This is a genomic window from Polaromonas sp. JS666 (genome assembly GCF_000013865.1).
Classification (GTDB): Bacteria; Pseudomonadota; Gammaproteobacteria; order Burkholderiales; family Burkholderiaceae_C; genus Polaromonas.
This window is the reverse complement of record NC_007948.1, coordinates 286,877-313,036: the sequence shown is the minus strand read 5'-3', so window position 1 is coordinate 313,036 and position 26,160 is coordinate 286,877. Positions and strand designations below refer to the sequence as shown.

Genomic DNA, 26,160 nt, shown 5'->3' with positions numbered 1-26,160 from the left:
GATGCCATGCTCAATACGTCAATACGTGTGGCAGGCACGAAGAAGGGCAACATCATTTTCCGCGGGGCAGCCCCAGCGAAGGTCAGCACCCGGAAGGCGGGTGACGACTCGCAGCAAGCAGCCCTTGGGGGGCACATGCTCATTCCCCTTCGCCGAACTTGTCGGCAATGAGCGCCAGAATGGCATCCATCGCAGCCTGTTCCTGATCTCCGTTGGTTTCAACCTCCACAACGCTTCCCAGCCCGGCCGCGAGCATCATCACCCCCATGATGCTCTTGGCGTTGACTCGGCGCTCGCCCCGGCTCATCCAGACCTCACAGGGAAAGCTGCCGGCGAGTTTGGTGAGTTTTGCGGATGCCCGGGCATGCAGCCCCAGCTTATTGTTGATGTTCGTGCTGGTCTTGATCATGAGTTCTGCGTACCTGATTTTGCGGCGCGGTGATGGCCACCTGCATCACCCCCTGTGTGGCGCCGACCAGCGCGCGCGCCACCAGTGCATCGAGCGACTCGTGCCGATACGACACGGTTCGCAGCAGCATGGGCAAATTCACGCCAGTGATCAGCTTGGAATGGACGCCATCGACCAGTTTTTGCGCCACATTGCAGGGGGTGGCGCCAAAAACATCCACCAGCACCAGGACGTGCGAGGTGCCCAGCTGCTCCAGCATGACGCGCGCCTGGGCCAGTGTTTCTTCGGGCGGCATGTTGGGCTGCACATCCAGCGCCGCAACGCCCGCTGCGTTGTCGGGAAACACATGCAGCATGCAGTGGCGCAGGGCGGAAGCCAGCGGGGCATGGGCGATGATGAAAATGCCGTTCATTGCGGTGAATTATCAGCGTTCACACTGAGGAAATACCCATATGAGGCGATACAGCAACATAAAAACACGCCCATGGCCGCCTGAAAGCTGGCCACTTCGGTCAGCCCGGCGGCCCTGAATGCGTCGACAGCCAGCCCAATGCCCCATTGCACCACAAACACGCCGCCAAAGATCATCAGGTTGTAGGCCGACATGGCGCGCCCGGCCAGTGAAGGGCTGAACGCCATGCCCACCGCCGGCTGGGCCAGGCCCAGGGCGCTGGAACTCATGCAAAAAAGAGCCCAGCCCAGCCACCCGGTGGCGCTGCCGGCGAAGATGTTGGCGGCCAGCACCAGCAGGCTGACGGGCACGCCCCAGCCGATCAGCCGGTTGGCGCTCCAGCCTCGTCCGACCAGCCAGGGGTTGACCATGCCCCAGGCCCAGAAAGTCACCAGCATGGCGGCGTTGATGTAGAAAAGACCGGTGGCCGCTTCCAGCGGGGTATAGCCCGCCACCTTGACCATCCACGGGCCGGCCCACAGCGTCTGCACGGCCACCAGGCCGCCGTAATTGAAGAAAGCCAGCGGCGACATTTTCTGGAAATACCGGCTGCGCCAGACCATTGCGTAGCTTGCCTCTGCGCCCGCCGTCCCGGGAGCTCCGGGGGTTGCGTCGGCATTCTTCTGCCATGCAGGCACCACCCAGGCGATCACGCCCATCGACAGCAAAATCATCGCCGCCAGAATCCAGAACAGCGGACGCCAGCCCGTCAACGGCATCAGCCATTGCACCGGCAGGGTGGAAGCCAGCATGCCGAGCGAGCCCGTCATCAGCATCCAGGAATTGGCGCGCAAAACGGCAGGCCCGTCAAACCAGCGGCGATAGCCCGTCAGAGGGGCCATCAGACAGGCGCTGACGCCCATGCCCACCAGCACGCGGGCGGCAAGCAGCCAGGCAAAGGTACCCGCCAGCGAAAACGCCAGGCAACCCAGCACGGCCAGGCTCAGGAAACACAGGATCACCCGCTTGGGGCCATGGCGGTCCAGCCAGGCTCCCAGCGGCAACTGAGTGGACGCAAACCCCAGGAAATAGCCCGCCCCCAGCAGCCCCAAGTCACGTGCCTGCAGGGCAAAGTCCTGACTCAACACGGGCGACAGCGTGGCCGTGATGGCCCGCACCAGCGCAGAACAGAAATAGGCAGCCGCAAAGGCCAGGAACACGATGGCGGCGGTTTTCCTGTCCAGCGGGAGAGACGAGGCCGGGCAAGCTGTTGCCACCGGCATCGCTGGCGAGGCGTTCTGGGCCTTTGTCATAAAGCAGGGGGTCTCGTCCGCATCTTTACGTCTTTATCTTATGGACTTGTGTTTAGGAATGTGCGCGTGGGGATGCGTGTTTGGGGCGTGTGTCGGATTTATTCGAACTTGAGGCTTGCGAAAAAAGTCTCGGCCACTTCGACCGCCTGGGGCGCTGCGTCCCGCTTGGTTGCCCCCGCATACATCACCACCTGAAAGACCTGCGATCCCTGGGCGAAGTAGGCGGCCCGGCCCATCACGGCCGTTCCGTCAGCGCGCTGCCCCTGGGCGCTCACCAGCAGGGGTGCGGGCTCCGCCGATGCGCCGGGAAGCTTGAGCGGCACAACCTGTGTGCCCCCCGGCCCGGGGCCGGCAGCCCGCGGCCCGGCTTTCATGTTGGCCAGTGTCAGGCTCTGCCACTGGGCCAGAACGGGGCCAACCTTGGCCGCATCCCCCAGGTCGGCCACTGCCACGGCAAAAGTCGCGCCGCCGGCATCGCAGCCCAGCATGGCCAGCACGGTCGGCTGGCCGCCCAGCGGCACGGTTTTTTGCGCCTTGTCCGGCTTGCAGGGCAACAACAGGCTGAGGCGGGTGTTGTCGGGGCGTACCTCGCGCCAGTTGAAGGCGGGGCTGCAGGCCGTGAGGGCCAGCGCCAGCAACGCCGTCATGGCAACAATTGAAAAGGTCCGGGTCTGTCGTGGCATCAGGCGCTCTCAGCTCTCTTGGGTCAGGTCGTGGTGGGAGGTAGGTCAGCAAGCATCGCACTTTACAGCCATTCGCGCGCCATCCTGGGGCCGGGCGGTGGGTGGCCTCGGCCATACGGGCGGGTCAATGCACCACTATGGCACCAATACAGGGCCTGTTTTTGCACCAATCTGGGCACGATGCTTGCTATTAGGAGTGCATGGTTGAAGACACCCTCCTGCCCGACATGCGTGGCCTCGCTCTTGGGCAAGCCGTGCCGGCCCACCTTCCGGCCGCCGGGCAGGTGGTCTGGCGCGACAAGCTCTCGCAGTTGCTGGAATCCACCGGAGAAGGGATTTTTGGCATCGACATGGACGGCCGCTGTACCTTCATCAACCGGGCCGGGGCCGAACAGCTGGGCTGGCTGCCTGCCGAGGTGCTGGGCCACAACATGCACGAACTGGCGCACCACTCCCATGCCGGCGGCGCGCACTACCCCGAGCATCTGTGCCCCATCTTCAACGCCTTCCGCAAGGCCCTGCCCTGCCGCATTGACACCGAGCTGTTCTGGCGCAAAAACGGCAGTGCGTTTGCGGTGGAATATTCCTCCTACCCGATCGTCGAAGGCGGCGTGGTCCAGGGCGCAGTCGTCACGTTCGTGGACATCTCGGCGCGGCGGCAGGCGGAAGACGCGCTGCGGCAGGCCCATGCCGTACTGGAGCAGCGCGTCAGTGAGCGCACCCAGGCTTTGTCGGAAGCCCTGGAGCAGCTGCGCGAACTCACGGCCTACACCCACAGCGTGCGCGAAGACGAGCGCACCCGCATCGCACGCGAGGTGCATGACGAGCTGGGCAGCCTGCTGGTCGCGCTGAAGATGGACGTGGGCTGGCTCGACAAGCGCCTGGGCGAGCAACAGCAGCGCAGCCTGGACGAAGCCCAGTCCATGCGCGAGCGCATGCGCAGCAAATGCCAGAACATGGGCCGCCTGATTGAGGCCGCCGTCGACAACGTGGGCCGCATCATCACCGACCTGCGCCCCAGCATTCTGGACCACCAGGGCCTGTGGGCCGCGCTGGACTGGCAGGCGCATGAATTCGTGCTGTCTGCCGAACTGGCCCTGGACTGGCAGATGGACGTGGCCGGCGCCGCGCCGCTGCCGGAGCAGGCGGCCATCGGCATCTTCCGCATCTTCCAGGAAATGCTCAGCAATGTGGGCCGCCACGCGCAGGCCAGCCGCGTCGCCATCACCATCCAGGCCACGCCCCGGGACATCAGCATCGCGGTGCGGGACAACGGCAAGGGTGCCGAGGCCGCCGCCTTTGAAGCGGCCAACGCGTACGGCGTGATGGGCATGCGCGAGCGGGCGCGCCACCTCGGCGGCACGCTGGACATCTCAAGCCAGATCGGCCATGGCGCCCTGTTTAACCTCCGCATTCCGCTCTCAAATCAGTAACCTTAACAAAGCTGCTTGCCCACCATGAACACCGTGAAAATCCTGATCGGCGACGACCACCGCATCGTGCGCGAAGGCCTGAAACAGGTGCTGGCCGATGCGCCCGAGATCGAAGTGGTGGCCGAAGCGGAAACCGGCCCGGACATCCTGCAGCGCGTCGATGCCTTGGGCGGTGACAGCGGCCTGGATGCGGTGCTGCTCGATATTGCGCTGCCCGAGCGCGACGGCCTGGACGTGTTGCAGGCACTGAAGAAAAGCTGGCCCCGGCTGGCGGTGCTGATGCTCAGCACCTACCCGGAAAAGCAGTACGCGGTGCGCTGCATCAAGCTGGGCGCCGCGGGTTACCTGAACAAAAGCGCCCATCCCGACGACATGATTGCCGCGGTGCGCAAGGTAGCCACCGGCGGCGTCTATGTGTCGGCCATTGCCGCCGAGGCGCTGGCCAGCGCCGTCGGCAACAGCGCCACCAAAACCGGTGGCGGTGGTGGCACCGAGTCGCTGTCGCACCGCGAGCACCAGGTGTTCCGCCTGCTCACGGCCGGCAAGTCCGTGGGCGAAATTGGTGCACAGCTGAATCTGGCACCCAACACCGTCAGCACTTACCGTGCGCGCATCCTTGAAAAAACCGGCACCCGCAATGACGTGGAGCTGGCTTTGTATGCCGAGCGCCACGCCAAAACCGCCCATTTGTAGGGGCGGCCCTACACGGCCTCGAAGACTGCACCGCGTTTTGCGGGTGCAGCAGGCCAAACCACCCCGATGGGCCCGGCCCTTGCATGGAGCTTGGCATCTTTACCAAAGGGGAACCCGATGTCCAATCGCTTCGATGCCTATGATGCCGACCGACCACTGATGCTGCGCTGCGCCTGCGGACAGGACCATGCACCGGGCGAACATGACGCGGCAGCGGCCAGCGCGCAGGAGCTGTCGCACAGCTTCATGGAGGCCAGCCTGGTCAAGGCGCTGTTCCCGGTCGACAGCGTACGTCGCAGCTTCCTGCGGGCGGTGGGCGCCAACACCGCGCGCGCGGCGATTGCCTCCGTCTTTCCCATGGGTGCGCTGCAGGCGATGGCGCAGGACCGCGGCCCGCTGGAAAAGAAAGACCTCAAGATCGGCTTCATCGCCATCACCTGCGCCAGCCCGCTGATCATGGCCGACCCGCTGGGCTTCTATAAAAAAGAAGGCCTCCACGTCCAGCTCAACAAGACCGCCGGCTGGGCGTTGATTCGCGACAAGATGATCAACAAGGAGCATGACGCGTCGCACTTCCTGTCGCCCATGCCGCTGGCCATGACCATGGGCCTCGGGTCCAACCAGGTCAACATGAATGTAGCGAGCATCCAGAACACCAACGGCCAGGCCATCACCCTGCACGTCAAGCACAAGAACAACCGCGACCCGAAGAACTGGAAAGGCTTCAAGTTCGCGATTCCGTTCGAGTACAGCATGCACAACTTTTTGCTGCGCTATTACCTGGCCGAGAACGGGCTGAACCCCGACACCGACGTGCAGCTGCGCGTGGTGCCGCCGCCGGAGATGGTGGCCAACCTGCGCGCCGGCAACATCGACGGCTTCCTCGGCCCCGACCCTTTCAACCAGCGCGCGGTCTACGACGAAGTGGGCTTCATCCACATCCTGTCCAAGGACATCTGGGACGGCCACCCCTGCTGCGCCTTTGGCGTGAGCGACGAGTTCATCCAGAAAAATCCCAACACCTTTGCGGCCCTCTACCGCGCGGTGCTGGGCGCCTCCTTCATGGCCAGCCAGCCCAAGGACCGCGACCTGATTGCCAAGGTGATCGCGCCGACGCAATACCTCAACCAGCCCGAGGCGGTGCTGCAGCAGGTGCTGACCGGCAAGTTTGCCGATGGCCTGGGCAACATCAAAAATGTGCCCGATCGTGCCAACTTCGACCCGGTGCCGTGGCAAAGCATGGCGGTCTGGATGCTGACCCAGATGAAACGCTGGGGCTATGTGAAGGGCGACGTCAACTACCGGCAGATTGCCGAAAAGGTGTTCCTGCTGACCGAAGCCAAGAAACAGATGTCGCTCGCCGGCTTCAAGCCGCCGGAAGGTGCCTACAAAAAGTTCAAGGTCATGGGCAAGGAGTTTGACCCCGCCAAGCCCGAGGACTATGTGAAGAGCTTTGCCATCAATAAGCTATGAGCCCCCACGGTCACTCACTTCGTGTAGTTCCCTGCCCCCTCAAGGGGCCGCTGCGCCTGCGGCCCGGCAAAGCCGGTTCCGCGGCCCCTGCTTGGTTCTCATTGAAATCCCACGCTCGCTCACTTCTTGTAGCTCCATGAAATCATTAAATCTCAAGGCGGGCCTGGTCTCGCTGCTCATCTTCCTGGCCTTCCTGGGCATCTGGTACACCGCCACGCTGCCTTCGCCCGGCACGCCCGTAGCCAGCACCGCGGGACTGAGCGCCGAACAGATCGAATACCAGAAGATGATGGGCAAGGACCCGGGCAGTACCAAGACCACCGGATTTCCGACGCTGGGCCAGATGGGCGCGGCGATCTGGAAGCAGGTCTCCAACCCGCTGTATGACAACGGCCCCAATGACAAGGGCATTTTGATCCAGCTCGGCCATTCGCTGGCGCGCGTGGGCCTGGGCTTTTTGCTGGCCTGCGCGGTGGCCGTGCCGCTAGGCTTTGTGATCGGCATGTCGCCCCTGCTGCGGCGTGCGTTTGACCCCTTCATCCAGGTGCTCAAGCCGATCTCGCCGCTGGCCTGGATGCCGCTGGCGCTTTACACCATCAAGGACTCGTCCATCTCGGGCATCTTTGTGATTTTCATCTGCTCGGTCTGGCCCATGCTGATCAACACGGCCTTTGGCGTGTCAGCCGTCAAGCGCGAGTGGCTCAATGTGGCCAGCACGCTGGAAGTCAGCCCGCTGCGCAAGGCCTTCCTGGTGATCCTGCCAGCGGCAGCGCCCACCATTTTTACCGGCATGCGCATTTCCATGGGCATCGCCTGGCTGGTGATTGTGGCCGCCGAGATGCTGGTGGGCGGCACCGGCATTGGCTACTTTGTCTGGAACGAGTGGAACAACCTGTCGCTGACCAACGTGATCTTTGCCATTCTCGTGATCGGCATCGTCGGCATGCTGCTGGACCTCAGCTTTGCCCAGTTGCAGAAGATGGTGACGTATGTGGAGTGAAGCCGCCATGCGCCCCGCCTTGCACACCGACACGACGGGCCTTCAGGGCCCTCACGCAGCACCCAGCCTCTCCCGGAAAGAACACAGCATGCAGGGATTCCTCAAAATAGAGGCTTTAAGCAAAGCCTTTGTCCCGGCCAAGCCGGTGTTTGCCAATGTCAGCTTCACCATCGACAAGGGCGAGTTCGTCTGCATCATCGGCCACTCGGGCTGCGGCAAGACCACCATCCTCAATGTGCTGGCCGGCCTGGACAGCGCCACTGCCGGCCACGTCTTCATGGACAACCGCGAGATTGCCGGGCCCAGCCTGGAGCGCGGCGTGGTGTTTCAAAGCCATGCCCTGATGCCCTGGCTCACGGTGCGCAAAAACATTGCGTTTGCGGTGGTGTCGCGCTGGCCCGACTGGAGCAAGGCCGAGGTCAACGCCCACGTCGAAAAGTTTGTGGCCATGGTGGGCCTGAGTGCCGCCATCGACAAAAAACCGTCGCAGCTCTCGGGCGGCATGAAGCAGCGCGTGGGCATTGCGCGCGCCTTCGCCATCCAGCCCAAGATGCTGCTGCTGGACGAACCCTTTGGCGCACTGGATGCGTTGACACGCGGCACGATCCAGGACGAGCTCATGACCATCGTGCGCGAAACGCACCAGACGGTGTTCATGATCACCCACGACGTGGACGAAGCCATCCTGCTGGCCGACCGCATTCTGCTGATGAGCAACGGCACGGAAAACGCGGAAGGCTATGCGCCCGGCCGCATCGCCGAGGAAGTGCAGAACCCGCTGCCGCGCGAACGCACCCGCGCCGGCTTGCACCATCTGCCGGGCTACTACGAGTTGCGCAACCACATCGTCGATTTTCTCGTCATGCGCGCCAAGGCGCATTGACGCCCGACCCGAACACCACCCTTCACAACCGCCTCAAAACCACTTCAAACACAGGAGCCATAGACATGAACCGCAACGACATCACCGAAAAAATCATCACCACCAAGGTTGCCAAGGGCATCACCTGGGAATCGGTCGCCAAAAAGGTGGGCCTCAGCAAGGAATGGGTCACCGCCGGCTGCCTGGGCCAGATGACCTTTGACGAGAAACAGGCCAAAGTCGTCGGCAAGATTTTTGGCCTAACAGCCGAGGAGCAAAAGTGGCTGCAGGTCGTGCCGTACAAGGGCTCGCTGCCAACGCCCGTGCCCACCGACCCGCTGATCTACCGCTGGTACGAGATCGTCAGCGTCTATGGCACCACCATCAAGGAACTGATTCACGAAGAGTTCGGCGACGGCATCATGAGCGCCATCGACTTCAGCATGGACATCGTGCGCCAGCCCGACCCAAAGGGCGACCGTGTCAACGTGGTGCTGTCGGGAAAGTTTTTGCCGTACAAGACCTATTGACCCTGTCAGCGGAGCCGCAGCCGGCGCGTTGCAATTTTCCGACGGGCCGCTCCCAAGAAAAATTAGCCCCCTCGGGGGCAGCGTTTGCACGCAGTGAAAAGCGTGGGGGCCAGTGAGCTAAAGCTTCGTGGGGTCACCAAGCGTCTTGTTGAGCCGCACCGCTTCTTTGGCGAGGCGGCGCGACAGGGCAGCGTTGACTTCATCGCCTTCGCGCAGTTCTCTGGTGGCCATTTCGTACTTGCCGCCGGGCTTTAAAAGCAGGTCCATGCCTGCGAGGCGCTTTCCTCGCCAAAAACCGAACAGCACGCGACTCTCCTCGGCGCGGATGAGCAGCACAGGCCCGTTTGACAGGTAAACCAGGTGGCTCCACTTGATGACTTCAGCCAGCGTGCCGCTGCCCAGGACGGCCGCCCGCAATTGCTCCACCGTGGCGCGCTGCCAGCCGGACAGGGCGGCAACATATGCGTCAGGGCTTGTGGCGGGAATAGTCTTCTTCATCATGGCAAGTTTTCGCGTCGTGTTCGTGGATTTTGAGCATCTTATGTCGATGTCGCCCGTTGGGCATGTAATTGCAAAATGGCGGCATGACGCTTTACGAGCGCCGGTGAGCGATTCGGATTATTATCAAAATGACGTGGGGCGGTAGCTCAGCTGGGAGAGCGCTGCGTTCGCAATGCAGAGGTCGTGAGTTCGATCCTCATCCGCTCCACCAATATTTGAAATCCAACCCTTATCGGTTGGGATTTTTTTCCCAAAGCGCCAGTGTTGGCGCGGATTTCGGGCTTTGCCTCGCGAGCGCTGTCCCTGCGAACCCCGCATCTCTACCCCTCCGACGCCTCTCTGTTCTCCGTTTTCTCCGGTGGTCTCGCGAGCGTTCTTGAGGCCAGTTCCTTTGCTGGTGCGGGTTTAGAGGCGTCCGGGTTGTAGTTGGGAGCTGCTGTAGCGGAGGCGACCAGAGCGCGAAGACGAGAAAACGTTCGATGCTGCCCCCTGTTCGGTTCCTTGCCTTCAGGGTTCCACCAATTGGTCTAGCAAGCGATCCAGCGCATGCTGATATTGTTCTCGCACGGATTCGGCCTGCTTCTGATCACCTCGGGCCGTGGTGAGGGCCAGACCACTGCCATGTGCATGGTCAACCAGAACGTCGCGCCAAAGGATGTGCTCGGCCGTGATCTCTGCCAGCAGCGAGGTCAGGCGGTCGGTGATCTGGCGGCTCACCCCGGCAAACGCCTCCGGTTCGGCAAAGATAGCCAGCGTTAGCTGCGGATGCCTCCCGACGGCGTTGTGATAGCGGGTCAGAATCGCCCGAATTTCCGCCCGATGGTCTGCTGGCCTGCCTGTTGTCTCCAGCACCTCGGCATACACCCGGTCCGATAGCGCCCGCAGCAACCCGGTGCGATCTTCCACGTGGTGATAAAGACTCATCGGAGTGACGCCCAGCCGAGTGGCAAGCGCGCGCATTGTCAACCCTTGCCCCCCACCTTCATCCAACAGAGTCAGCGCGGCGGTCAGGATGTCGTCGCGCTCCACTCCCTTCCCTCGGGCTGGACGACCACGCGGTCGGGTCATGGGACCAGCCGATAGGTGGATTGCACCAGACCTGAAGGGAAGCTGCGGCTAGATACCAGTGCCAGATCAATGTCCTGCGGCAGTGGCCCAAACAGCGGCCGTCCAGACCCAATCAGAACAGGAACAGTTGTAATTACCATGTCATTGATCAGCCCATCGCGCAGGAACGACTGCACCAGCCGCCCGCCATCGACATAAACCCGGTGCACGTTTTGCCGAGTCAGTTCCTCCAACGCGTCCTTTGGCGCGAGATTGGAGAAGCGGACCTTTCCTTTCAGCGCCTCGGGCACCAGCGTGCCGGCAAGTTGTTTAGACAGCACGAGGATGGGTCGGTCGTAGGGCCACTTGTCGAAGGTCACAACCTTTTCATAGCTCCCCCGACCCATCACGATCATGTCTTTGTCGGCGATGAAATCTGAGTAGCCGTGATCCTCGGTTGGGTCATCGCGCTGCAGAAGCCAGCCGATGTCGCCATCGGGCCGAGCGATGAAGCCATCCAAACTGATGGCGATGAATACATGTGTGGTGATCATTGGATGCTCATTATTTATACAGTGTATATATTTTCATCCGAACACGACCCGAACACAAGGCTCCCCAGCACTTCAAGCGCCGACCACGCTCATCTGACAGGCTGCCTTCGCTGCCCTGCTCCACGACGGCCGGTGTCGCCTCAGTCGAGCACCCGCATCCGGTCGCTCCACCAGTTTTCCCCCGCGCCACGCGAGGCTCCGGCCGGTTCTGCGTTATTGCGTGGTGCTCACAAGGGCGCCGCGCATTCCGACCCTCTCGATCGCCGCCTTGACCAGCCCCTCTGACTTTGCGTTCTCAATGAATTTGCGCGCATAGGTCACGCCGGGGTCCCGTCCCTTCGGCATCGCCATGGCGTGCGGATCGATGCCAGGCCGACCGTCGAGAACCCGGGAACCAGGCAACTCCTTCGACAATTCGAACAGGATGGGCTTGATGCTGCCCATGACGTCTGCCCTCCCGGATTTCAGCAGATCCAATGTGCCAGGATTGCTTGATGCCCGGACCAGCACGGTATTTTTTAGCAGCGGTGAAAAGAAGACATCCGGGCCGGACCTCTCCTGCAAGGCCACTCGAACGCCGGGGCGATCCACATCAGCCATGGTTGAGATGGAAGAACCGCCGGGGACGAGGTAGCCGAATTCGACTTCCAGGTGCGTCGGGGCGAAATCGAAATCCTTCGCGCGCCCGGGCGTGACCCCGATGAATGTGACGTCCCAATGGCCGGCTTTTCCGCTGTCGAGAAGGGCCGGGATCGACGGGTAAATGATCGGATCAAACGGAACCCCCATGCGCCGGGCCAACTCTTTTCCGAGGTCAAATCCCACCCCTTTCATCTCACCCGACACGGCATCCTTGATCACGTGTGTGGGGCTGCCAAGCAAGAGCCCAACGCGAAGCTTGCCGGTCGGAGCCAAAGCCTGTCGCGCTTGCGCTGTGGGGGCGGTACTGATGCCCGCACAGCCCGCCAGCACCAGCCCAAGTATCCCGGTCATCAGCCAATGAATCGTTCGCATGGCGTTCTCCTTTGAAGTTACGGTTGCTCTCTGGCGCCAATACTGTTCAGTCAAGTTATTCACCCTGAATCGGAATGACCAACACCTTGACTTGTCATTGCGGGCCCGACCCGCAATCCATGGACCCCGGATCGGGCCTGCCCCGGACTTGATCCGGGGTCCTGGATGACAAACCAGGGGCAAGGGCTTAACTGAACCGTATTGTCTCTAGCGCCCAGCATGAGGGGCGCGCATGGAGTGAGCGTTCCTTCCTCTGTCCTTTACTGGTCGGCCTTCATGTTCGCCTGCTGCGCGATCTTGCGGTACTTGTCGATTTCCGCCTTCTGAAAGGCCGCCAGTTCTGATGGCGAATTGCCGATGGCCTCGCTGCCCTGCTCCGCCATGCGCGCCTTGTAGTCGGGCGACTGCACGATGCGCGCGATTTCCGCGCTCAGCTTGTCAAGCACGTCTTTCGGCGTCGCGGCCGGCGCCCACACGGCGTTCCACTGGGTGATGTCGAATCCGGGCAGCGTCTCGGCGAGCGCCGGCACGTCCGGCAGCTGCGGCACGCGCTTTTGCGTCGTCACCGCCAGCGCGCGCAGCTTGCCGCTCTTGACATGCTGCATCGCCGGCAGCAGCGTAGCGAACCCGCTGGGTGAATGCCCGCCGAGCAGATCGATGATCAACGGGCCGGAGCCCTTGTACGGCACGTGCACGATATCGGTCTGGGTCAGCATCTTCAGCCACTCGCCGGCGAAGTGGTGGGGGGTACCGGCGCCGACCGAACCGAACTTCATCGATCCGGGCTTCGCTTTTGCGAGCGCAATGTATTCCTTCAACGAGGTGATGGGCACCGAAGGATGCACGACGAGCGCCATCGGGGTCACCGTCGCCAGCGTGATCGGCGCGAAGTCCCTGACCGGGTCATACGCCATCTTCGGGAAGAGCGCGACATTGAGAGCGACTTCCGCCGAGGCGCTGACCATGATGGTGTAGCCGTCGGGCGGCGCCTTGGCGACGATGTCCGCGCCTATCATGCCGCTCGCCCCGCCGTGGTTCTCGATGACGACCGGTTGGCCCCAGCGTTCGCTGAGCATCTGGGCGATCGGCCGCGCGGTGATGTCGGCGCCGCCGCCCGGCGGGTACGGCACGACGATGCGAATCGCCCTGTTCGGGTAGCTTTGCGCCAACGCCGTCGCGGCCGCAAGCGCAAGCAGGGCCGCGCAAATTCGATGGGTTGTAAGGGGTTTCATTTTCGTTCCTTGGTTGGAGTCAAACGAGCGCTTCAAGCGGACACCGCGGATCCGGCTTTGCCGGTCCGCTGGTGTCGCCCCCTCGAGGGGGAGGCACCGAAGGCGCTTCGGGGGTGGTTCATGTCAGGCAGTCCGGCGCCTCGCGCAGCACGCGACGCGCGAGGTAATTGAAGGTCGCAGCGATGTACTTGGGACTGCCGCGATAGCTACGGGCCTCGCGCGCGAGTTCCGGCTTCACCCGCCTGATCGGCCCCACCGCGCGCGCCATGAGTTGCAGCTTGGCCGCGCGCTCCACGTAGAACGCGAGCACCGCCGCCTCCTCGATCGTCTTCGCCGCGGTCAGCAGGCCGTGGTGCGCGAGCAGCACCGCCTGCTTGTCGCCCAGCGCGGCCGAAATTATCTCGCCCTCCTCGTCACCGATCGGCACGCCCGGCCACTCGGGCAGATAAGCGCAATTCTCGTAGAGCACGCAGGTGTCCATGTGCGACACGATGAGTTCCTCCGCGATCATCGACAGCGCCGAGGCGTACGGCGGATGGGTGTGCACGATCGCGTGGGTCTCGGGACGGGCGCGATAGATCCACAGATGGAATCGATTCGCGGGGTTGGCCATGCCCTCGCCCGCGAGGACGTTCAAGTCGTCGTCGATCAGCAGGATGTTGCTCTCGCGGGCCTCGTCGAAGCCAAGCCCGAAGCGCAGCGTCCAGTAGGTGCCGGGCTTCTCCCCGCGCGTCGAAACCTGGCCCGCGAGCGCGGATTCGTGCCCATCGCGATCAAGAATGCGGCACGCGAGCGCCACCTTCTGCTGCAGCGTCCAGCCGCTCACCTGCACGAATTTGTCCAGATCGGCGCGAAACTTCGCGTCGTACTCGGATTTCGGCCGGGCTACGATCTCGTTCACTGGTGACTCCTTTCTCTGGCAGACCCCGTATTCAGCTCACCCGGCCCCGACCGGACGAACGCGAACATCCCGGCTGCGCGAGGTCCGTCGCTCAGCGACGGCGACGATCGCCAGGGCCGCCACAACACGCATGAGGGTGAGCATCGCTGCGCTCGGGGTTAACGGCACTATGTCCAAGAGCCTGTTCGCGATTTATTTGAGGTCCCCAAATAAATCGCGAACAGGCTCTTAGCTTGGACCCATCCGGCTTCGTTCGCAAATGATCTTTCGGAACGCTTGCCATCGCCGGCCGTGAAGGCTCAAGCCGCGGCGAGATGCGCCAGCAGCTCCTCGATCGCAGGAATGCCGGCCGCACCCCGGTCGCACACCAGGTAGAGCTGCATGCGCGCCCAATCGTCGGTGAGCGGCAGCGCGCGCACCTGCAGGAGATCCTCGTACGGCAAAATGTTGGCCGCGGGCATGACCGCGATCCCGAGACCCGCCTGCACCATCGCGCGGATCGCCTCGTAACTCTGCACCTGCATGGTGAATTTCGGCTTGCGCGCGATGCGGGCTGCTGCTGCCAGGGCCCAGCCGCGGATGGCGGTGCCTTGCATCAGCGTGATCAGATCGAACTCGAGCGCGTCCGCGAATGAGAGCGCCCCGCGGCCGGCCAGCGGATGCGCCGCTGGCATGACCAGCATGAGAGGAATGCTGCGATAGGGAACGACGTGCAGCCGGTCGGTGGGCTGAAAGTGGCCGATGATGCCTATGTCGGCGCTGCCTTGCGCGACGCTTTCGATGATAGGCAGGCTCTGGCCTTCCCCGAGACGAATCTTCACCCCGGGCCGCCGCGCGAGGTGACTCGCGAGGTCCGCGGCCACAACGACGACGCCGGTCTGATTTGCCAACACCCGGATATCGGGCTGATCGTCCGCGGCAAGCGTGCTGACCGCCCCGGGAATTCGGTCGAGCGTCTTGATGACCTCGCGCGCGTGGCGGGCGAGCGCTTCGCCCGCCACGGTCGGGACGACTCCCGCGTGCTGGCGTACGAGTAGCGCGACTCCGAGCCCGGTCTCGAGGTCACCGATGCGTTTGCTCGCCGCCGAAGCGACGATGTGCTCGCACTCTGCGGCCCTTGCGATGCTGCCGTGCTCGATCGCGCTGACAAAGAGCCTTAGCGTGGTGAGGTCGAATCGCACGGATAGTAGGGTGTTGGAGCATTCGGGAGGAGAAGAAGCATACTACTACTCTCGCTGGCAACCCTCATCCCAACCTTCTCCCAAAGGGAGAAGGAGTAACAGCCAAAAAGCGCTTCCTCCGTTGAACTGAGCAGGCGACTTTCTCCCTCTCCCGCTGGGAGAGGGTTTGGGTGTGGGCTCGTCAGCCTTCATCAAGGCAAAATAGCAGGATGAACTCACTTGACGGCATCCGCATTCTCGACCTTTCCCGCGTGCTCGCGGGCCCCTGGTGTACCCAGACGCTGGCCGACCTGGGCGCCGACGTCATCAAGATCGAGCGTCCCGGCACCGGCGACGACACGCGAACCTGGGGTCCGCCGTTTTTGAAGGACGACCAGGGCACAGAGACGCAGGAGGCCGCCTACTACCTGGGCACCAACCGCAACAAGCGCTCGGTGACCTGCGACATTGCCCGGCCGGCCGGACAGGCGCTGATACGCGAACTGGCCGCGCATTGCGACGTCTTCGTCGAGAACTTCAAGGTCGGCGACATGGCGCGCTACGGCCTGGACTATGCCTCGCTCAAGGCCATCAACCCGCGCCTGGTGTACTGCTCGGTCACCGGCTTTGGCCAGACCGGCCCCTATGCCGAGCGCGCCGGCTACGATTACGCCATCCAGGGCATGGGCGGCCTGATGAGCGTAACCGGCGAGCGCGATGACATCGGCGGCGGCCCGCAAAAGGTCGGCGTGGCCGTGGCCGATTTGATGACCGGGATGTACGCCACGGTGGCCATCCTCGCCGCGCTCCGCCATGCCGAGAGAACCGGCGAAGGCCAGCAGGTCGACATGGCGCTGCTCGACACCCAGGTAGCCATGCTGGCCAACCTGAGCGCCAACTACCTGGTGAGCGGCAAGGCGCCGGGCCGCGCCGGCAATGCGCACCAGAACATCGTGCCCTACCAGGTGTTTGAGGTGGCGCCGGCTGCCGACGGCCACAAGGATCACCTGATTTTGGCCGTGGGCAACGATGGCCAGTACGCCAAGTTTTGCGCGGTGGCGGGTCACCCCGAACTGGCCAGTGACCCGCGCTACGCCAAAAACCAGGACCGCGTGCGCAACCGGGCGGTGCTGGTGCCGTTGCTGGAGGCCATCCTGAAAACACGCACCAAGGCCGACTGGCTGGCTGCGCTGGAAGCCGCCAAGGTGCCCTGCGGCGCCATCAACAACCTGGCCGAGGTGTTTGCCGACCCGCAGATCGAGGCGCGCCAGATGGTCACGCACTGGCAACACCCCGTCAAACAAGACCTGCGGCTGGTGTCCAGCCCCATCAAGCTCAGCGCGACGCCGGTGCGTTGCGACCTGCCGCCGCCGCTGCTGGGCCAGCACACGGAAGACGTGCTACGCGGTATGCTGAACTACTCGGACGCCCAACTGTCCGACCTGAAAAACAAGCAGGTGATCTGACAGGGGGCTGGTGTCTGGCAGCAGCTGACGGAGCTTGCCGCCATGAAAAAAGCCCTGCCGCGCGGCTGCGCGGCAGGGCTTGATATCCAGAAAAACCCGAACTTAGAAACGCCAGCCCAAGCCAACACCCACCAGCAGGGGGTCAACCTTGAACTCGCCCACGTTCCTGCCATTGAGCGACACATCCGTGCGGATGTAAACCTTCTTCACGTCGAAGTTGAGGTACATATTGCCGCTGAGCGGAATGTCCACACCGACTTGCAGCGCCGGGCCCCAGCTGTTGCGGTCAATATCAACGCCTGGAAGCAGGTTCACCGAGCTGAAACGCGTGTAGTTGATGCCGGCGCCGACATAAGGCTTGAAGCCATTCATGGGGAAGTGGTACTGGCCCAGCAGCGTGGGCGGCAGGTGCTTGAGCGTGCCGACATCAACGCCAAGGGCGCTGGAGCGCAGCGTGTGCTTCTGCGGCACCGTCACGACCAGCTCGACCGCCACGTTCTTGTTGAAGAAATAGCTGACGTCCACTTCGGGCATCCACTTGTTGTTCACCGAGAGACCCAGGCCGGTGCTGTCGCCATTGGAGCTGTCCAGATGCACGGCGCGGGCGCGTACCATCCACGGGCCTTCCGTGGCTTGCTGTGCAAGAGCGGCACCCGACAAAAGGGTGGACAGAACGGCGGCGGCGACGAGTTGTTTTTTCATGATGAGCAGCGAATGAAGAGCAGGGAACATTCCCTGGCTCTTATTGAATGCTTTCACCCTCGAAAGCAAGCTGATGTGGCTCAAACGTCTGTCATCCACCCCGCCGGCGCGTTCAATGCTTGAGGCAGATCAAATAATCCTGGCCTTGCCAGGGTGGAATCGTTGCCATTAAGCAACGATTCCACCCTTATCTCAAACCGCCGCCAATGCCTGTTCCATGTCAGCCAGCAGGTGGACATGGCGCTGCTGGACACCCAGGTCGCCATGCTGGCCAACGACCCGCGCTACGCCAAAAACCAGGACCGCGTGCGCAACCGGGCGGTGCTGGTGCCGCTGCTGGGCCAGCACACGGAAGACGTGCTAAGCGGTATGCTGAACTACTCCGACGAAAAGTTGTCTGAACTTGGAAGAAGCGAGGTGATCTGATGAGCCACAATTTTGTCTTCGTCCACGGCGCCTGGCATGGTGGCTGGTGTTGGCGCCGCGTTACCCAGGCCCTGCAACTCGACCACCACAAGGTCTACCCAGTGACACTGACCGGGCTGGGGGAACGTGCCCACCTGCTGTCGCCGTCGATCAACCTGGATACCCACATCGACGACGTGATCAGCGCGATCGAGGTGGAAGAACTCAGCGAGGTGATTCTGGCCGTGCACTCCTACGCCGGGATGATAGGTACGGCCGTGGCCGACCGCGTGCCCAAGCGGATCAAGCATCTGGTGTATGTCGATGCGGTGCTGCCCAAGCCCGGCGAAAGCTGGAGCAGCACGCAGTCAGCGGCCACGCAGCAGCAGCGCCTGACGGCGGCGCAGGCCTCGACCCGATTCAGCTTTCCGCCGCCCGACCCGGAGGTGTTTGGCCTGCATGACGCCGACCGCGAATGGGTCAAGCGCCGCCAGACACCGCACCCCGGCAACACCTACCAGGCGCCGCTGAATTTCGACATGCAGCGCGTCGCTGCCGTGCCGCGCACCTACGTGAGCTGCACCCAGCCGGCACTGGCCACGATTGACCCCAGCCGCCTGCGCGCCAGGGACCCGAAATTCTGGGACGGTGCCTGGCTGCCCAACTCGAAATTCGTCGAGATCCAGACCGGCCACGACCCGATGATCAGCGACCCGCATGCGCTGACGAAAATCCTGCTGGACTGCGCCGCTTGACGCCGCCGCGGCAAGCACAGCGGCGCCAGTTCTGTGCGGCGCTGGCAAGCAGTGTTGCGCTCCCGGCGCTGCTGCCGCTGCGCGCACTGGCCGCGGACACGGCTCTGCCCGTCCCCGCATCACTCCCCCGGATAGCGATGGCAGCCGCTGCCAAAGATCAACCCGTGGTGCTGCTGGTCAGCCTGCCCGGTTGCCCCTATTGCGAGCTGGTGCGGCGCAACTACCTGCTGCCCGCGCGCCAGGACATCGGCCTGCACGCCTGGCAGCTCAGCATCGCCGACCAGACGACACCGCTCATCGGGTTTGACGGCAAGGCCTCGACCGCCGCTGCGCAAATCAAGGCCTGGAAGGCGACGTTCACGCCAACGGTGCTGTTTCTGGGTGACAGCGGGCAGGAACTGGCCGAACGGCTCGTGGGTGTGGGCGTGCCTGATTTTTACGGGGCTTATCTGGAGCAGCGGCTGGCGGCTGCGCGCAAAACGCTGGCTGCGCGCGGGTAGCCGTGAGTCCATGCGTGAGCCAGTGAGTTCAGGCTTGCGTATTGAGGCTTGCACAAGTCCTGACCTTCCCCTACCTACCCGTTCGCCCTGAGGTATCGAAGAGCGCTTGAGGTTTGGCTGCCGCTGCCCGAACGGTGAACCGTCTTAGGTTACGCAAGTAACCCAACCATAAAAACATGCCAACGGCCCTCGCCAGCATTGTGCTGCAAGCGCCTCAACGGCACCGCTGGCGGGAACAAAGACTTTGCCAAATCTTCAGCAACGGTAGTAGCATGGATCCCAGACTTCTTTCGTTTGACGAGCTGATTCCCACCCCCGGAAAACCGTGCGCCAATGCGCGCAAATGAGCGGGAATGTTCATTACATCGTTGCTGCAGGCCGCCTTTGAACCTTTGAATCCTGCCAGTTTCAAACCTGGACGGCTTGTGCAATGAGCGCTGACTACACGCAGTAGTCTTCCCCCTGGCGCCATCACAAAACGTCAGGGTTCGGTCCCACTGACCTGCCGGGAGGAACCATGGCGGACGATCCAATGTCGATGTATCACGAGGGAATGCGGCGCCTTCAGGACGTGCGCGAAACACGTCCTCTGGCGGACCGCCTGGAGCAGGTGACTGTTCGCGCGGCGTTTACCGGAGAAGACCGGGCATTTATAGAGCGCTGCCCCATGTTCTTCATCGCCACAGCTGACGCCAGCGGCCATCCCGACTGTTCCTATAAAGGCGGCTTGCCCGGATTCGTGCACGTGCTGGACGATCACACCCTTGCCATTCCTGATTACGATGGCAACGGAATGTACAGATCCTGGGGGAATGCTCTGCTCAACCCCCATGTCGGGCTTTTGTTCCTGGACTTCGAAAACCCGAAGCGACTTCGGGTGAATGGTACAGCGCAGGTCAGCGAAAATGACCCCTTGCGCGCCGAGTACCCGGGTTCGGTGTTCATCGTTCGCGTCACGGCAACGCGCATCTTTCCAAACTGCCCTCGCTACATCCACAAGATGCAACTGGTCGACTACTCGGCCTACGCACCCAAGTCGGGGTACACGCCGCCAGTCCCTGCGTGGAAAACGTTTGATGCCTTTCGCGATGCCCTGCCGGCTCGCGACCGTCCGGACGGCAAGAAAGAGGGAGGCCCCTGAAGGCCGACTTCATCAGTCCCCGACTGCAAACCGTCCCATGACAGCGCCCCAGCACCTTCTGCCGCGCGGCGCCGCCGGTGTCCGCCGGGTGCTGGCGGACTTTCCTTTCTTCTTCACCAATGATCATGTGCAGGTCATCGGGCGACTTCCCACTTCCCACTTCCCAATAGGGCCTACTCCACGAACAGCGTGACCGGGGATTCGAGGTAACCGCGCACAGCCTGCACGAAACCAGCCGCATCCACGCCATCGACCACGCGGTGGTCAAACGACGACGACAGGTTCATCATCTGCCGCGCCACCACCGCGCCGTCGCGCATCACCGGCCGCTCCACGATGCGGTTGACACCGACGATGGCCACTTCGGGATGGTTGATCACCGGTGTCGAGACGATGCCGCCCAGGGCGCCCAGGCTGGTCAGGGTCAGCGTCGCACCGGTGAGTTCGTCGCGTGTGGCCTTGCCGGCGCGCGCGGCTTCGGCCAGGCGCACGACCTCTGCCGCGCTGGACCACAGGTCTCTGGCCTCGGCATGGCGCAGCACCGGCACCATGAGACCGGCCCCGGTCTGGGTGGCAATGCCAATGTGCACCGCGCCATGGCGCGTGACCACGCCGGCTTCGTCGTCAAAACGTGCGTTGACCTGCGGAAACTCGCGCACGGCCAGCACCACGGCCCGCACCAGCAGGGGCAGCAGTGTCAGGTGGCCGCGCTGCGCGCCCCACTTCGCGTTCAGGCGCGCACGCAACGCCTCCAGCTCGGTGACGTCGACCTCTTCGACATAGGTGAAATGCGGGATGCGGCGCTTGGACTCCTGCATCTTCTGCGCGATGCGGCGGCGCAGGCCAATCACCGGCACCTTTTCTTCGTCGTTGCGCTGCGCAAGACCCGTTGAACCCGCAACGGCCGGCGGGGCCGTCCCATGCGCCGCCACGTGGGCATCGAGGTCGGCCTGCATGATGCGGCCACCCGCACCGCTGGCGGCGACCTGCTGCAAGTCAATGCCAAGCTCCCAGGCGCGCCGACGCACGGCCGGCGAAGCAATAGGCTTGTCAGCGGAGGGGCTTGGGGGAGCGATTGCGTCCGGGATCGAAGTCGGGATCGATGTCAGGGTCGATGCCGGTGCGGGCGCAGGGACCACCGGCATGGATGCGGTCGCGTCTTGCGGCACGGTCAAAACGGATGGAGCAGCCTCGCTGGCGGCACCCGCTCCTTCCACTTCAATGCGGATCAGCTCCGCCCCCACTGCCAGCACCTGGCCGACCTCGCCGCCCAGGGCCAGCACCTGGCCCACCACAGGCGACGGGATCTCGACGGTGGCCTTGTCGGTCATCACATCGGCCAGCACCTGGTCTTCGGTCACACGGTCGCCGGGCTTGACGCGCCAGGCCACCAGCTCGACCTCGGTGATGCCCTCGCCGAGGTCGGGCATTTTGATGATGTGAATGCTCATGCCATGCCTCCCGCCGGGCCGCCCCTAGGGAGGCGCGCCCCTGAGGGGCTGAGGCCTGCGGCTCCAAGCCGGCTGGCGCCGGCTTGGACAGGCCGAAGAGCCGCGGCGTCTCGCAGCGGTTCGTCCAGCGAACGAATGTGAGCGTGGGGGCTCATTTCATGCCTCCATCGCGCGCTTGAACGCCGCGCCCACGCGCGCCGGGCCGGGGAAATAGGCCCATTCCTGCGCATGCGGGTAAGGCGTGTCCCAGCCGGTCACGCGTTCGATGGGCGCTTCGAGGTGGTAGAAGCAGTGCTCCTGCACCAGCGCCGCCAGTTCGGCGCCGAAGCCGCTGGTGCGCGTGGCCTCATGCACCACCACGCAGCGGCCGGTCTTTTTCACCGAGTCCACCACGGTCTGCAGATCCATCGGCCAGAGGCTGCGCAGGTCGATGATCTCGGCGTCAATGCCGCTCTCCTGCGCCGCCGCCTGCGAGACGAAGACCATGGTGCCGTAGGTGAGCACCGTCAGGTCGGCGCCGGGGCGGAACACCGTGGCCGACTCCAGCGGCACGGTGTAGTAACCCTCGGGCACCTCGCCCAGCGGGTGGCCGGTCCAGGGTACCGCCGGCCTGTCATGGTGGCCATCGAAAGGCCCGTTGTACAGGCGCTTGGGCTCCAGAAAAATCACCGGATCGTCGTTCTCGATGCACGCAATCAGCAGACCCTTGGCGTCGTAAGGGTTGGACGGCATCACCGTGCGCAGCCCGCAGACATGGGTGAACAGGGCCTCCGGGCTTTGGCTGTGCGTCTGCCCGCCGTAGATGCCGCCGCCGCACGGCATGCGGATGGTCATGGGCGCCGTGAAGTCAGCGGCCGAACGGTAACGCAGCCGCGCCGCTTCGGACACGATCTGGTCGGAGGCCGGATAAAAGTAGTCTGCGAACTGGATCTCGACCACCGGGCGCAAGCCATAGGCGGCCATGCCGACCGCCGCACCGACGATGCCGCCTTCGGAGATAGGCGCGTCGAACACACGCGAGCGGCCGTACTTGGCCTGCAGGCCGTCGGTGCAGCGGAACACGCCGCCAAAATAACCGACGTCCTGGCCGAACACCACGACATTGCTGTCACGTTCCAGCATCACGTCCATCGCCGAGCGCAGTGCCTGGATCATGGTCATCTGCATGGTCAGGCCTCCCGCCTGGGGGTGTCCATTTCACCCCTGAGCAGTTGTTCGCGCTGCCGGCGCAGATGCTCCGGCATGTCCTTGTAGACATCCTCGAACATCGCCGCCGCGCCGGCCAGGTGTCCGTCGGCCAGCGAGCCGTAGCGCTCGGCCTCCTTCAGCGCCGCGCTCACCTGGGCCTCCAGCTCCTTCTGCGTGGCTTCATGCTCCTGCTCGGTCCATGCGCCTGTCTGCATCAGGTGTGCCTTGAGCCGCGCGATCGGGTCGCCCAGCGGAAAGTGCGCCCAATCGTCGACGGGGCGGTAGCGGGAGGGATCGTCCGAGGTCGAGTGCGCCCCGCCGCGGTAGGTGACCCACTCGATCAGCGTCGGCCCCAGGTTGCTGCGCGCGCGCTCCGCGGCCCACAGCGAAGCGGCGTAGACAGCGAGAAAGTCATTGCCGTCCACGCGCAGGGAGGCAATACCGCAGCCGACACCCCGCGCAGCAAAAGTGGTGGCCTCGCCGCCGGCAATCGCCTGGCAGGTGGAGATCGCCCACTGGTTGTTGACCACGTTGAGAATGACCGGCGCGCGGTACACATGGGCGAAAGTCAGCGCGGTATGGAAGTCGGCCTCGGCGGTGGCGCCATCGCCAATCCAGGCCGAGGCTATTTTAGAGTCGCCCTTGATCGCCGACGCCATGCCCCAGCCCACCGCCTGGATGAACTGCGTGGCCAGGTTTCCCGAAATGGTAAAAAATCCGGCCCGCTTGTACGAGTACATCACCGGCAGCTGCCTCCCCTTGAGCGGATCGCGCTCGTTGGACATCAGCTGGCAGATCATCTCGACCATGTCGACGTCGTCGCGCGCCAGCAGCAGCCCCTGCTGGCGGTAGGTGGGAAAACACATATCGCCGGGCTGCAGCGCCAGCGCATGCGCGGTGGCAATCGCCTCCTCGCCCAGGCACTGCATGTAAAACGAGATTTTTTTCTGCCGCTGCGCGATCAGCATGCGGGCGTCATAGATGCGCGTCTTCATCATGGCGCGCAGACCCTGGCGCAGCCGCTGCGGTTCCACCGGCGGAACCCAGGGCCCCACGGCGCGGTTGTCGTCATCCAGCACCCGCACCAGGCTGTAGGCCAGGTCGCTGGTGTCGGCGGGGGAGGCCTCCACGGGCGGGCGCCGCACCGCGCCGGCCGGTGACAGATGCAGATAGGAAAAGTCGGTCTCGTGGCCGGGGCGCCCCGAAGGCTCCGGCACATGCAGACGTAGCACCTGGTTCTTGTTCATCCGCGTCACCCCTGACACATCGTAGCCCTGACCCGCTTAAGGTGCAAACCAGCGACTGGGCTTGCCCCCTCCGCTCATCCTTTTGGGGGATGCGGCCATTGCCAGACGCGGCTATAAGTGATGTACTTGCAGACAACCTCGGGAAATGGCGCGCAAGCAGCCGCCATGCACTCCCGTTTGCTGTTCGTTGTTGTTGGTCTCAGGATAGAGGGGTGTGAAGGAGCCGACGCCCTCCGTGTCATGTTTCACGGGCTCCAAAAAAAATCGCAGGAGATCCTCATGAGAAACACGTTTGCCGCATTGTCTGCAACACTGGTCCTGGCCGGCCTGGCGGCGCCTCCGGTCTGGGCACAATCGGGTGGCCACATGATGATGATGCCGGACGAGATGAAATGGGCGGATATCCCTTCGCTGCCTGCGGGCGCCAAGATATCTGTACTGGAGGGCCCGCTCAGCGAGGCAGTCCCGTTTACCTTTCGCCTGAAATTCCCGGCAAATTACCAGATAGCCGCCCATTGGCATCCGGCAATCGAGCATGTCACGGTAATTTCCGGCACGTTCAATATGGGGGCCGGAGACAAGCTGGACACCACCAAAACAATGGCACTGTCCGCTGGCGCCGTCGCCATCATGCAACCCAAAACTGCCCACTTTGCCTGGACCCGGGATGAGACCATTGTGCAGGTCCATGGCGTGGGGCCGTGGGGAGTGACCTACGTGAATCCAGCCGACGACCCGCGTAAAAAATAAGGAAATAAAGGGCATCCGCCCCCTGCCGCTGGACGGCGGGGGCGCGCGGTCCTTATTTCAACGCGCCAAACACCTTCTTCAGAATGTCGCTGCCAGTTCCCAGCGGGTCCTGGCGGATTTTCTTTTCCTCTTCGCCGATGATGAGGTACAGGCCGTCCAGCGACTTTCCGGTGACGTACTGCTGGATGTTGGCGTCTTCCTTTTTGACCAGGCCAAAGCCGGCGGCTTTGCCGGCCACTTCGTTGTACTTGTTGGCCAGCCCGACCTTTTCGGTGGCTTTGGTGACCACGGGCAGAAACTTCGCGCCCAGCGGGACGCGGGTTTTCTCGGCAAAGAAATTGGTGACCGAGGTTTCACCGCCCTGCAGAATGTTTTTGGCGTCATTGACGCTCATCGCCTTGACAGCGCCGACCAGCAAGTCCGTGCCCATGGGCACGGCGGCCTCGGCTGCGCGGTTGATGGAAACCACCAGCTCGTCAATGCGCTTGCCCTGGCCGAAGGTTTTGAGCAGTTTCGACGCGTCTTCAAGGTAACCGGGCAAAGGAATGCGAACTTTTGGGTTGCCGAGGAATCCATCCGTCTTGCCCAGCAGTGCAACGGCTGCCAATGCGCCCCTTTCCAGGGCGGTTTTCAGGCCGCTGCTGGCCTCGGCATTGCTCAGATCACCCAGCGAAAGCGCATGGGCCTGCTGGTAGGTGGCCAGTATCAGTGCGCCCAGCGCGCTGACGCCGGCCTGGTTAAAATTACGACGCAACATGGTGAGAACCTTCCTGATGAAACGTATTTCCGTCCTGGCAGTATGCCGCATGGCACTGGCTGGCGCAGCTGTTGTCGCGGCACTTGCCGGCTGCAGCGGCACCCAAACCGCGCCGGAGTCCACCTTCGTGTTGCTGGACGGCAGCAAGAAAACCACAGCCGACCTCAAGGGCAGGGTCACCCTGGTCAATTTCTGGGCCACCAGTTGCGTGACCTGCGTGGCCGAGATGCCCAAGGTCATCTCGACCTACAACAAATACAAGAACCAGGGCTACGACACGCTGGCCGTGGCCATGAGTTATGACCCGCCCAGTTATGTTGTCAATTACACGCAGACACGCCAGCTGCCCTTCCAGGTGGCGATAGACAACACCGGTGCGGTGGCCAAGGCCTGGGGCGATGTGCAGCTCACGCCCACGACCTATCTGGTCAACAAGCGGGGGGAAATCGTCAAGCGCTATGTCGGTGAGCCGGATTTTGCGGCGCTGCACCAGCTCATTGAAAAGCTGCTGGCCGAGACCTGAGCCCGCCGCCCCAACGCCATCCCCAACAAAAAGGCCGGCCCCTTGCGGGGACCGGCCTTTTTTCAACTACTCATCACCG

The 26,160-nt window shown here is 63.3% G+C and carries 29 protein-coding genes and 1 tRNA gene; 14 read left to right on the top strand and 16 right to left on the bottom strand.

The window, feature by feature from the left end:
* Nucleotides 1–139: 139 nt before the first annotated feature.
* The 4 genes from BPRO_RS01500 to BPRO_RS01485 form a co-directional block, all read right to left on the bottom strand.
* Nucleotides 140–409 carry an HPr family phosphocarrier protein gene (locus BPRO_RS01500; RefSeq protein ID WP_011481270.1) on the bottom strand — a complete coding sequence of 90 codons (270 nt, stop codon included), beginning with the start codon at nt 407–409 and terminating at the stop codon, nt 140–142.
* Nucleotides 378–821, bottom strand: coding sequence for a PTS sugar transporter subunit IIA (locus BPRO_RS01495; protein ID WP_011481269.1), 444 nt, complete (start codon nt 819–821; stop codon nt 378–380). Before BPRO_RS01495 ends, BPRO_RS01500 begins: the two co-directional genes overlap by 32 nt.
* Nucleotides 818–2,083, bottom strand: coding sequence for an MFS transporter (locus tag BPRO_RS01490; protein ID WP_041388197.1), 1,266 nt, complete (start codon nt 2,081–2,083; stop codon nt 818–820). The genes BPRO_RS01495 and BPRO_RS01490 overlap by 4 nt, the downstream gene beginning before the upstream one ends.
* A 128-nt stretch (nt 2,084–2,211) precedes the next feature.
* The gene (locus BPRO_RS01485; protein ID WP_011481267.1) at nt 2,212–2,796 is read right to left on the bottom strand and encodes a hypothetical protein; all 585 of its coding nucleotides are present in this window, start codon (nt 2,794–2,796) and stop codon (nt 2,212–2,214) included.
* Nucleotides 2,797–2,996: 200 nt separating this feature from the next.
* Between BPRO_RS01485 and BPRO_RS01480 the strand changes: the two genes are divergently transcribed.
* From BPRO_RS01480 to cynS, 6 genes are all read left to right on the top strand, one after another.
* Nucleotides 2,997–4,229, top strand: a complete 1,233-nt coding sequence (locus tag BPRO_RS01480) for a sensor histidine kinase (protein ID WP_011481266.1) — start codon at nt 2,997–2,999, stop codon at nt 4,227–4,229.
* 24 nt (nt 4,230–4,253) lie between these two features.
* Nucleotides 4,254–4,922, top strand: coding sequence for a response regulator (locus BPRO_RS01475; RefSeq protein ID WP_011481265.1), 669 nt, complete (start codon nt 4,254–4,256; stop codon nt 4,920–4,922).
* 117 nt (nt 4,923–5,039) lie between these two features.
* A complete protein-coding gene (locus BPRO_RS01470; protein ID WP_011481264.1) occupies nt 5,040–6,395 on the top strand; it encodes a CmpA/NrtA family ABC transporter substrate-binding protein in 1,356 nt (451 codons plus the stop codon).
* Between the two features lie 136 nt (nt 6,396–6,531).
* Nucleotides 6,532–7,395, top strand: coding sequence for a nitrate ABC transporter permease (gene ntrB, locus BPRO_RS01465; protein ID WP_011481263.1), 864 nt, complete (start codon nt 6,532–6,534; stop codon nt 7,393–7,395).
* Nucleotides 7,385–8,278: an ABC transporter ATP-binding protein gene (locus BPRO_RS01460; protein ID WP_041388194.1), complete on the top strand. Its 894-nt coding sequence runs from the start codon at nt 7,385–7,387 to the stop codon at nt 8,276–8,278. Before ntrB ends, BPRO_RS01460 begins: the two co-directional genes overlap by 11 nt.
* 65 nt (nt 8,279–8,343) lie before the next feature.
* On the top strand, nt 8,344–8,787 hold the full coding sequence (gene cynS, locus BPRO_RS01455; RefSeq protein ID WP_011481261.1) for a cyanase: 444 nt from the start codon (nt 8,344–8,346) through the stop codon (nt 8,785–8,787).
* Between the two features lie 117 nt (nt 8,788–8,904).
* Here cynS and BPRO_RS01450 read toward each other — a convergent pair whose 3' ends face one another.
* On the bottom strand, nt 8,905–9,288 hold the full coding sequence (locus BPRO_RS01450) for a DUF1801 domain-containing protein (RefSeq protein WP_011481260.1): 384 nt from the start codon (nt 9,286–9,288) through the stop codon (nt 8,905–8,907).
* Nucleotides 9,289–9,423: 135 nt separating this feature from the next.
* Between BPRO_RS01450 and BPRO_RS01445 the strand changes: the two genes are divergently transcribed.
* Nucleotides 9,424–9,499 (top strand) — tRNA-Ala (locus tag BPRO_RS01445).
* Between the two features lie 296 nt (nt 9,500–9,795).
* Here BPRO_RS01445 and BPRO_RS01440 read toward each other — a convergent pair.
* The 6 genes from BPRO_RS01440 to BPRO_RS01415 form a co-directional block, all read right to left on the bottom strand.
* A complete protein-coding gene (locus tag BPRO_RS01440) occupies nt 9,796–10,317 on the bottom strand; it encodes a TetR/AcrR family transcriptional regulator (RefSeq protein WP_232291472.1) in 522 nt (173 codons plus the stop codon).
* 35 nt (nt 10,318–10,352) lie between these two features.
* The gene (locus tag BPRO_RS01435; protein ID WP_011481258.1) at nt 10,353–10,889 is read right to left on the bottom strand and encodes a dihydrofolate reductase family protein; all 537 of its coding nucleotides are present in this window, start codon (nt 10,887–10,889) and stop codon (nt 10,353–10,355) included.
* 213 nt (nt 10,890–11,102) lie between these two features.
* Nucleotides 11,103–11,903 carry a transporter substrate-binding domain-containing protein gene (locus BPRO_RS01430; protein WP_011481257.1) on the bottom strand — a complete coding sequence of 267 codons (801 nt, stop codon included), beginning with the start codon at nt 11,901–11,903 and terminating at the stop codon, nt 11,103–11,105.
* 260 nt (nt 11,904–12,163) lie between these two features.
* Complete coding sequence (locus tag BPRO_RS01425) at nt 12,164–13,135, bottom strand: Bug family tripartite tricarboxylate transporter substrate binding protein (protein ID WP_011481256.1); 972 nt, start codon at nt 13,133–13,135, stop codon at nt 12,164–12,166.
* A gap of 118 nt (nt 13,136–13,253) precedes the next feature.
* Nucleotides 13,254–14,036 (bottom strand): aldolase, encoded by a 783-nt coding sequence (locus BPRO_RS01420; RefSeq protein ID WP_011481255.1) that lies wholly within the window; start codon nt 14,034–14,036, stop codon nt 13,254–13,256.
* 299 nt (nt 14,037–14,335) lie between these two features.
* Nucleotides 14,336–15,217, bottom strand: coding sequence for a LysR family transcriptional regulator (locus BPRO_RS01415; protein ID WP_011481254.1), 882 nt, complete (start codon nt 15,215–15,217; stop codon nt 14,336–14,338).
* A 209-nt stretch (nt 15,218–15,426) separates the two neighbouring features.
* On the opposite strand from BPRO_RS01415, the gene BPRO_RS01410 reads away from it, so the two are divergent.
* Nucleotides 15,427–16,662 (top strand): CaiB/BaiF CoA transferase family protein, encoded by a 1,236-nt coding sequence (locus BPRO_RS01410; RefSeq protein WP_041388190.1) that lies wholly within the window; start codon nt 15,427–15,429, stop codon nt 16,660–16,662.
* A 102-nt stretch (nt 16,663–16,764) separates the two neighbouring features.
* On the opposite strand, the gene BPRO_RS01405 is transcribed toward BPRO_RS01410, so the two are convergent.
* Nucleotides 16,765–17,364: an OmpW/AlkL family protein gene (locus BPRO_RS01405; protein ID WP_041389102.1), complete on the bottom strand. Its 600-nt coding sequence runs from the start codon at nt 17,362–17,364 to the stop codon at nt 16,765–16,767.
* A 162-nt stretch (nt 17,365–17,526) separates the two neighbouring features.
* On the opposite strand from BPRO_RS01405, the gene BPRO_RS01400 reads away from it, so the two are divergent.
* From BPRO_RS01400 to BPRO_RS01385, 4 genes are all read left to right on the top strand, one after another.
* Entirely contained in the window at nt 17,527–17,790 is a 264-nt protein-coding gene (locus tag BPRO_RS01400; protein WP_011481251.1) for a hypothetical protein, read from the top strand.
* Nucleotides 17,790–18,524 (top strand): alpha/beta fold hydrolase, encoded by a 735-nt coding sequence (locus tag BPRO_RS01395; protein ID WP_011481250.1) that lies wholly within the window; start codon nt 17,790–17,792, stop codon nt 18,522–18,524. Before BPRO_RS01400 ends, BPRO_RS01395 begins: the two co-directional genes overlap by 1 nt.
* The gene (locus BPRO_RS01390) at nt 18,521–19,024 is read left to right on the top strand and encodes a SoxW family protein (RefSeq protein WP_011481249.1); all 504 of its coding nucleotides are present in this window, start codon (nt 18,521–18,523) and stop codon (nt 19,022–19,024) included. The genes BPRO_RS01395 and BPRO_RS01390 overlap by 4 nt, the downstream gene beginning before the upstream one ends.
* A gap of 517 nt (nt 19,025–19,541) precedes the next feature.
* On the top strand, nt 19,542–20,165 hold the full coding sequence (locus BPRO_RS01385) for a pyridoxamine 5'-phosphate oxidase family protein (protein ID WP_011481248.1): 624 nt from the start codon (nt 19,542–19,544) through the stop codon (nt 20,163–20,165).
* A 173-nt stretch (nt 20,166–20,338) separates the two neighbouring features.
* Here BPRO_RS01385 and BPRO_RS01380 read toward each other — a convergent pair whose 3' ends face one another.
* From BPRO_RS01380 to BPRO_RS01370, 3 genes are all read right to left on the bottom strand, one after another.
* Nucleotides 20,339–21,616 (bottom strand): dihydrolipoamide acetyltransferase family protein, encoded by a 1,278-nt coding sequence (locus BPRO_RS01380; protein WP_011481247.1) that lies wholly within the window; start codon nt 21,614–21,616, stop codon nt 20,339–20,341.
* Nucleotides 21,617–21,772: 156 nt separating this feature from the next.
* Nucleotides 21,773–22,783 (bottom strand): alpha-ketoacid dehydrogenase subunit beta, encoded by a 1,011-nt coding sequence (locus BPRO_RS01375; protein WP_011481246.1) that lies wholly within the window; start codon nt 22,781–22,783, stop codon nt 21,773–21,775.
* Nucleotides 22,784–22,785: 2 nt separating this feature from the next.
* Nucleotides 22,786–24,051 (bottom strand): 3-methyl-2-oxobutanoate dehydrogenase (2-methylpropanoyl-transferring) subunit alpha, encoded by a 1,266-nt coding sequence (locus BPRO_RS01370; RefSeq protein WP_011481245.1) that lies wholly within the window; start codon nt 24,049–24,051, stop codon nt 22,786–22,788.
* A 279-nt stretch (nt 24,052–24,330) separates the two neighbouring features.
* Between BPRO_RS01370 and BPRO_RS01365 the strand changes: the two genes are divergently transcribed.
* Nucleotides 24,331–24,801, top strand: coding sequence for a cupin domain-containing protein (locus BPRO_RS01365; protein ID WP_011481244.1), 471 nt, complete (start codon nt 24,331–24,333; stop codon nt 24,799–24,801).
* Nucleotides 24,802–24,853: 52 nt separating this feature from the next.
* Here the strand turns inward: BPRO_RS01365 and BPRO_RS01360 are convergent, their stop codons facing one another.
* Nucleotides 24,854–25,558, bottom strand: coding sequence for a DUF4197 domain-containing protein (locus BPRO_RS01360; RefSeq protein ID WP_011481243.1), 705 nt, complete (start codon nt 25,556–25,558; stop codon nt 24,854–24,856).
* A gap of 16 nt (nt 25,559–25,574) precedes the next feature.
* On the opposite strand from BPRO_RS01360, the gene BPRO_RS01355 reads away from it, so the two are divergent.
* Nucleotides 25,575–26,081, top strand: a complete 507-nt coding sequence (locus BPRO_RS01355) for a TlpA family protein disulfide reductase (RefSeq protein ID WP_081430559.1) — start codon at nt 25,575–25,577, stop codon at nt 26,079–26,081.
* The last annotated feature ends 79 nt before the right edge of the window (nt 26,082–26,160 follow it).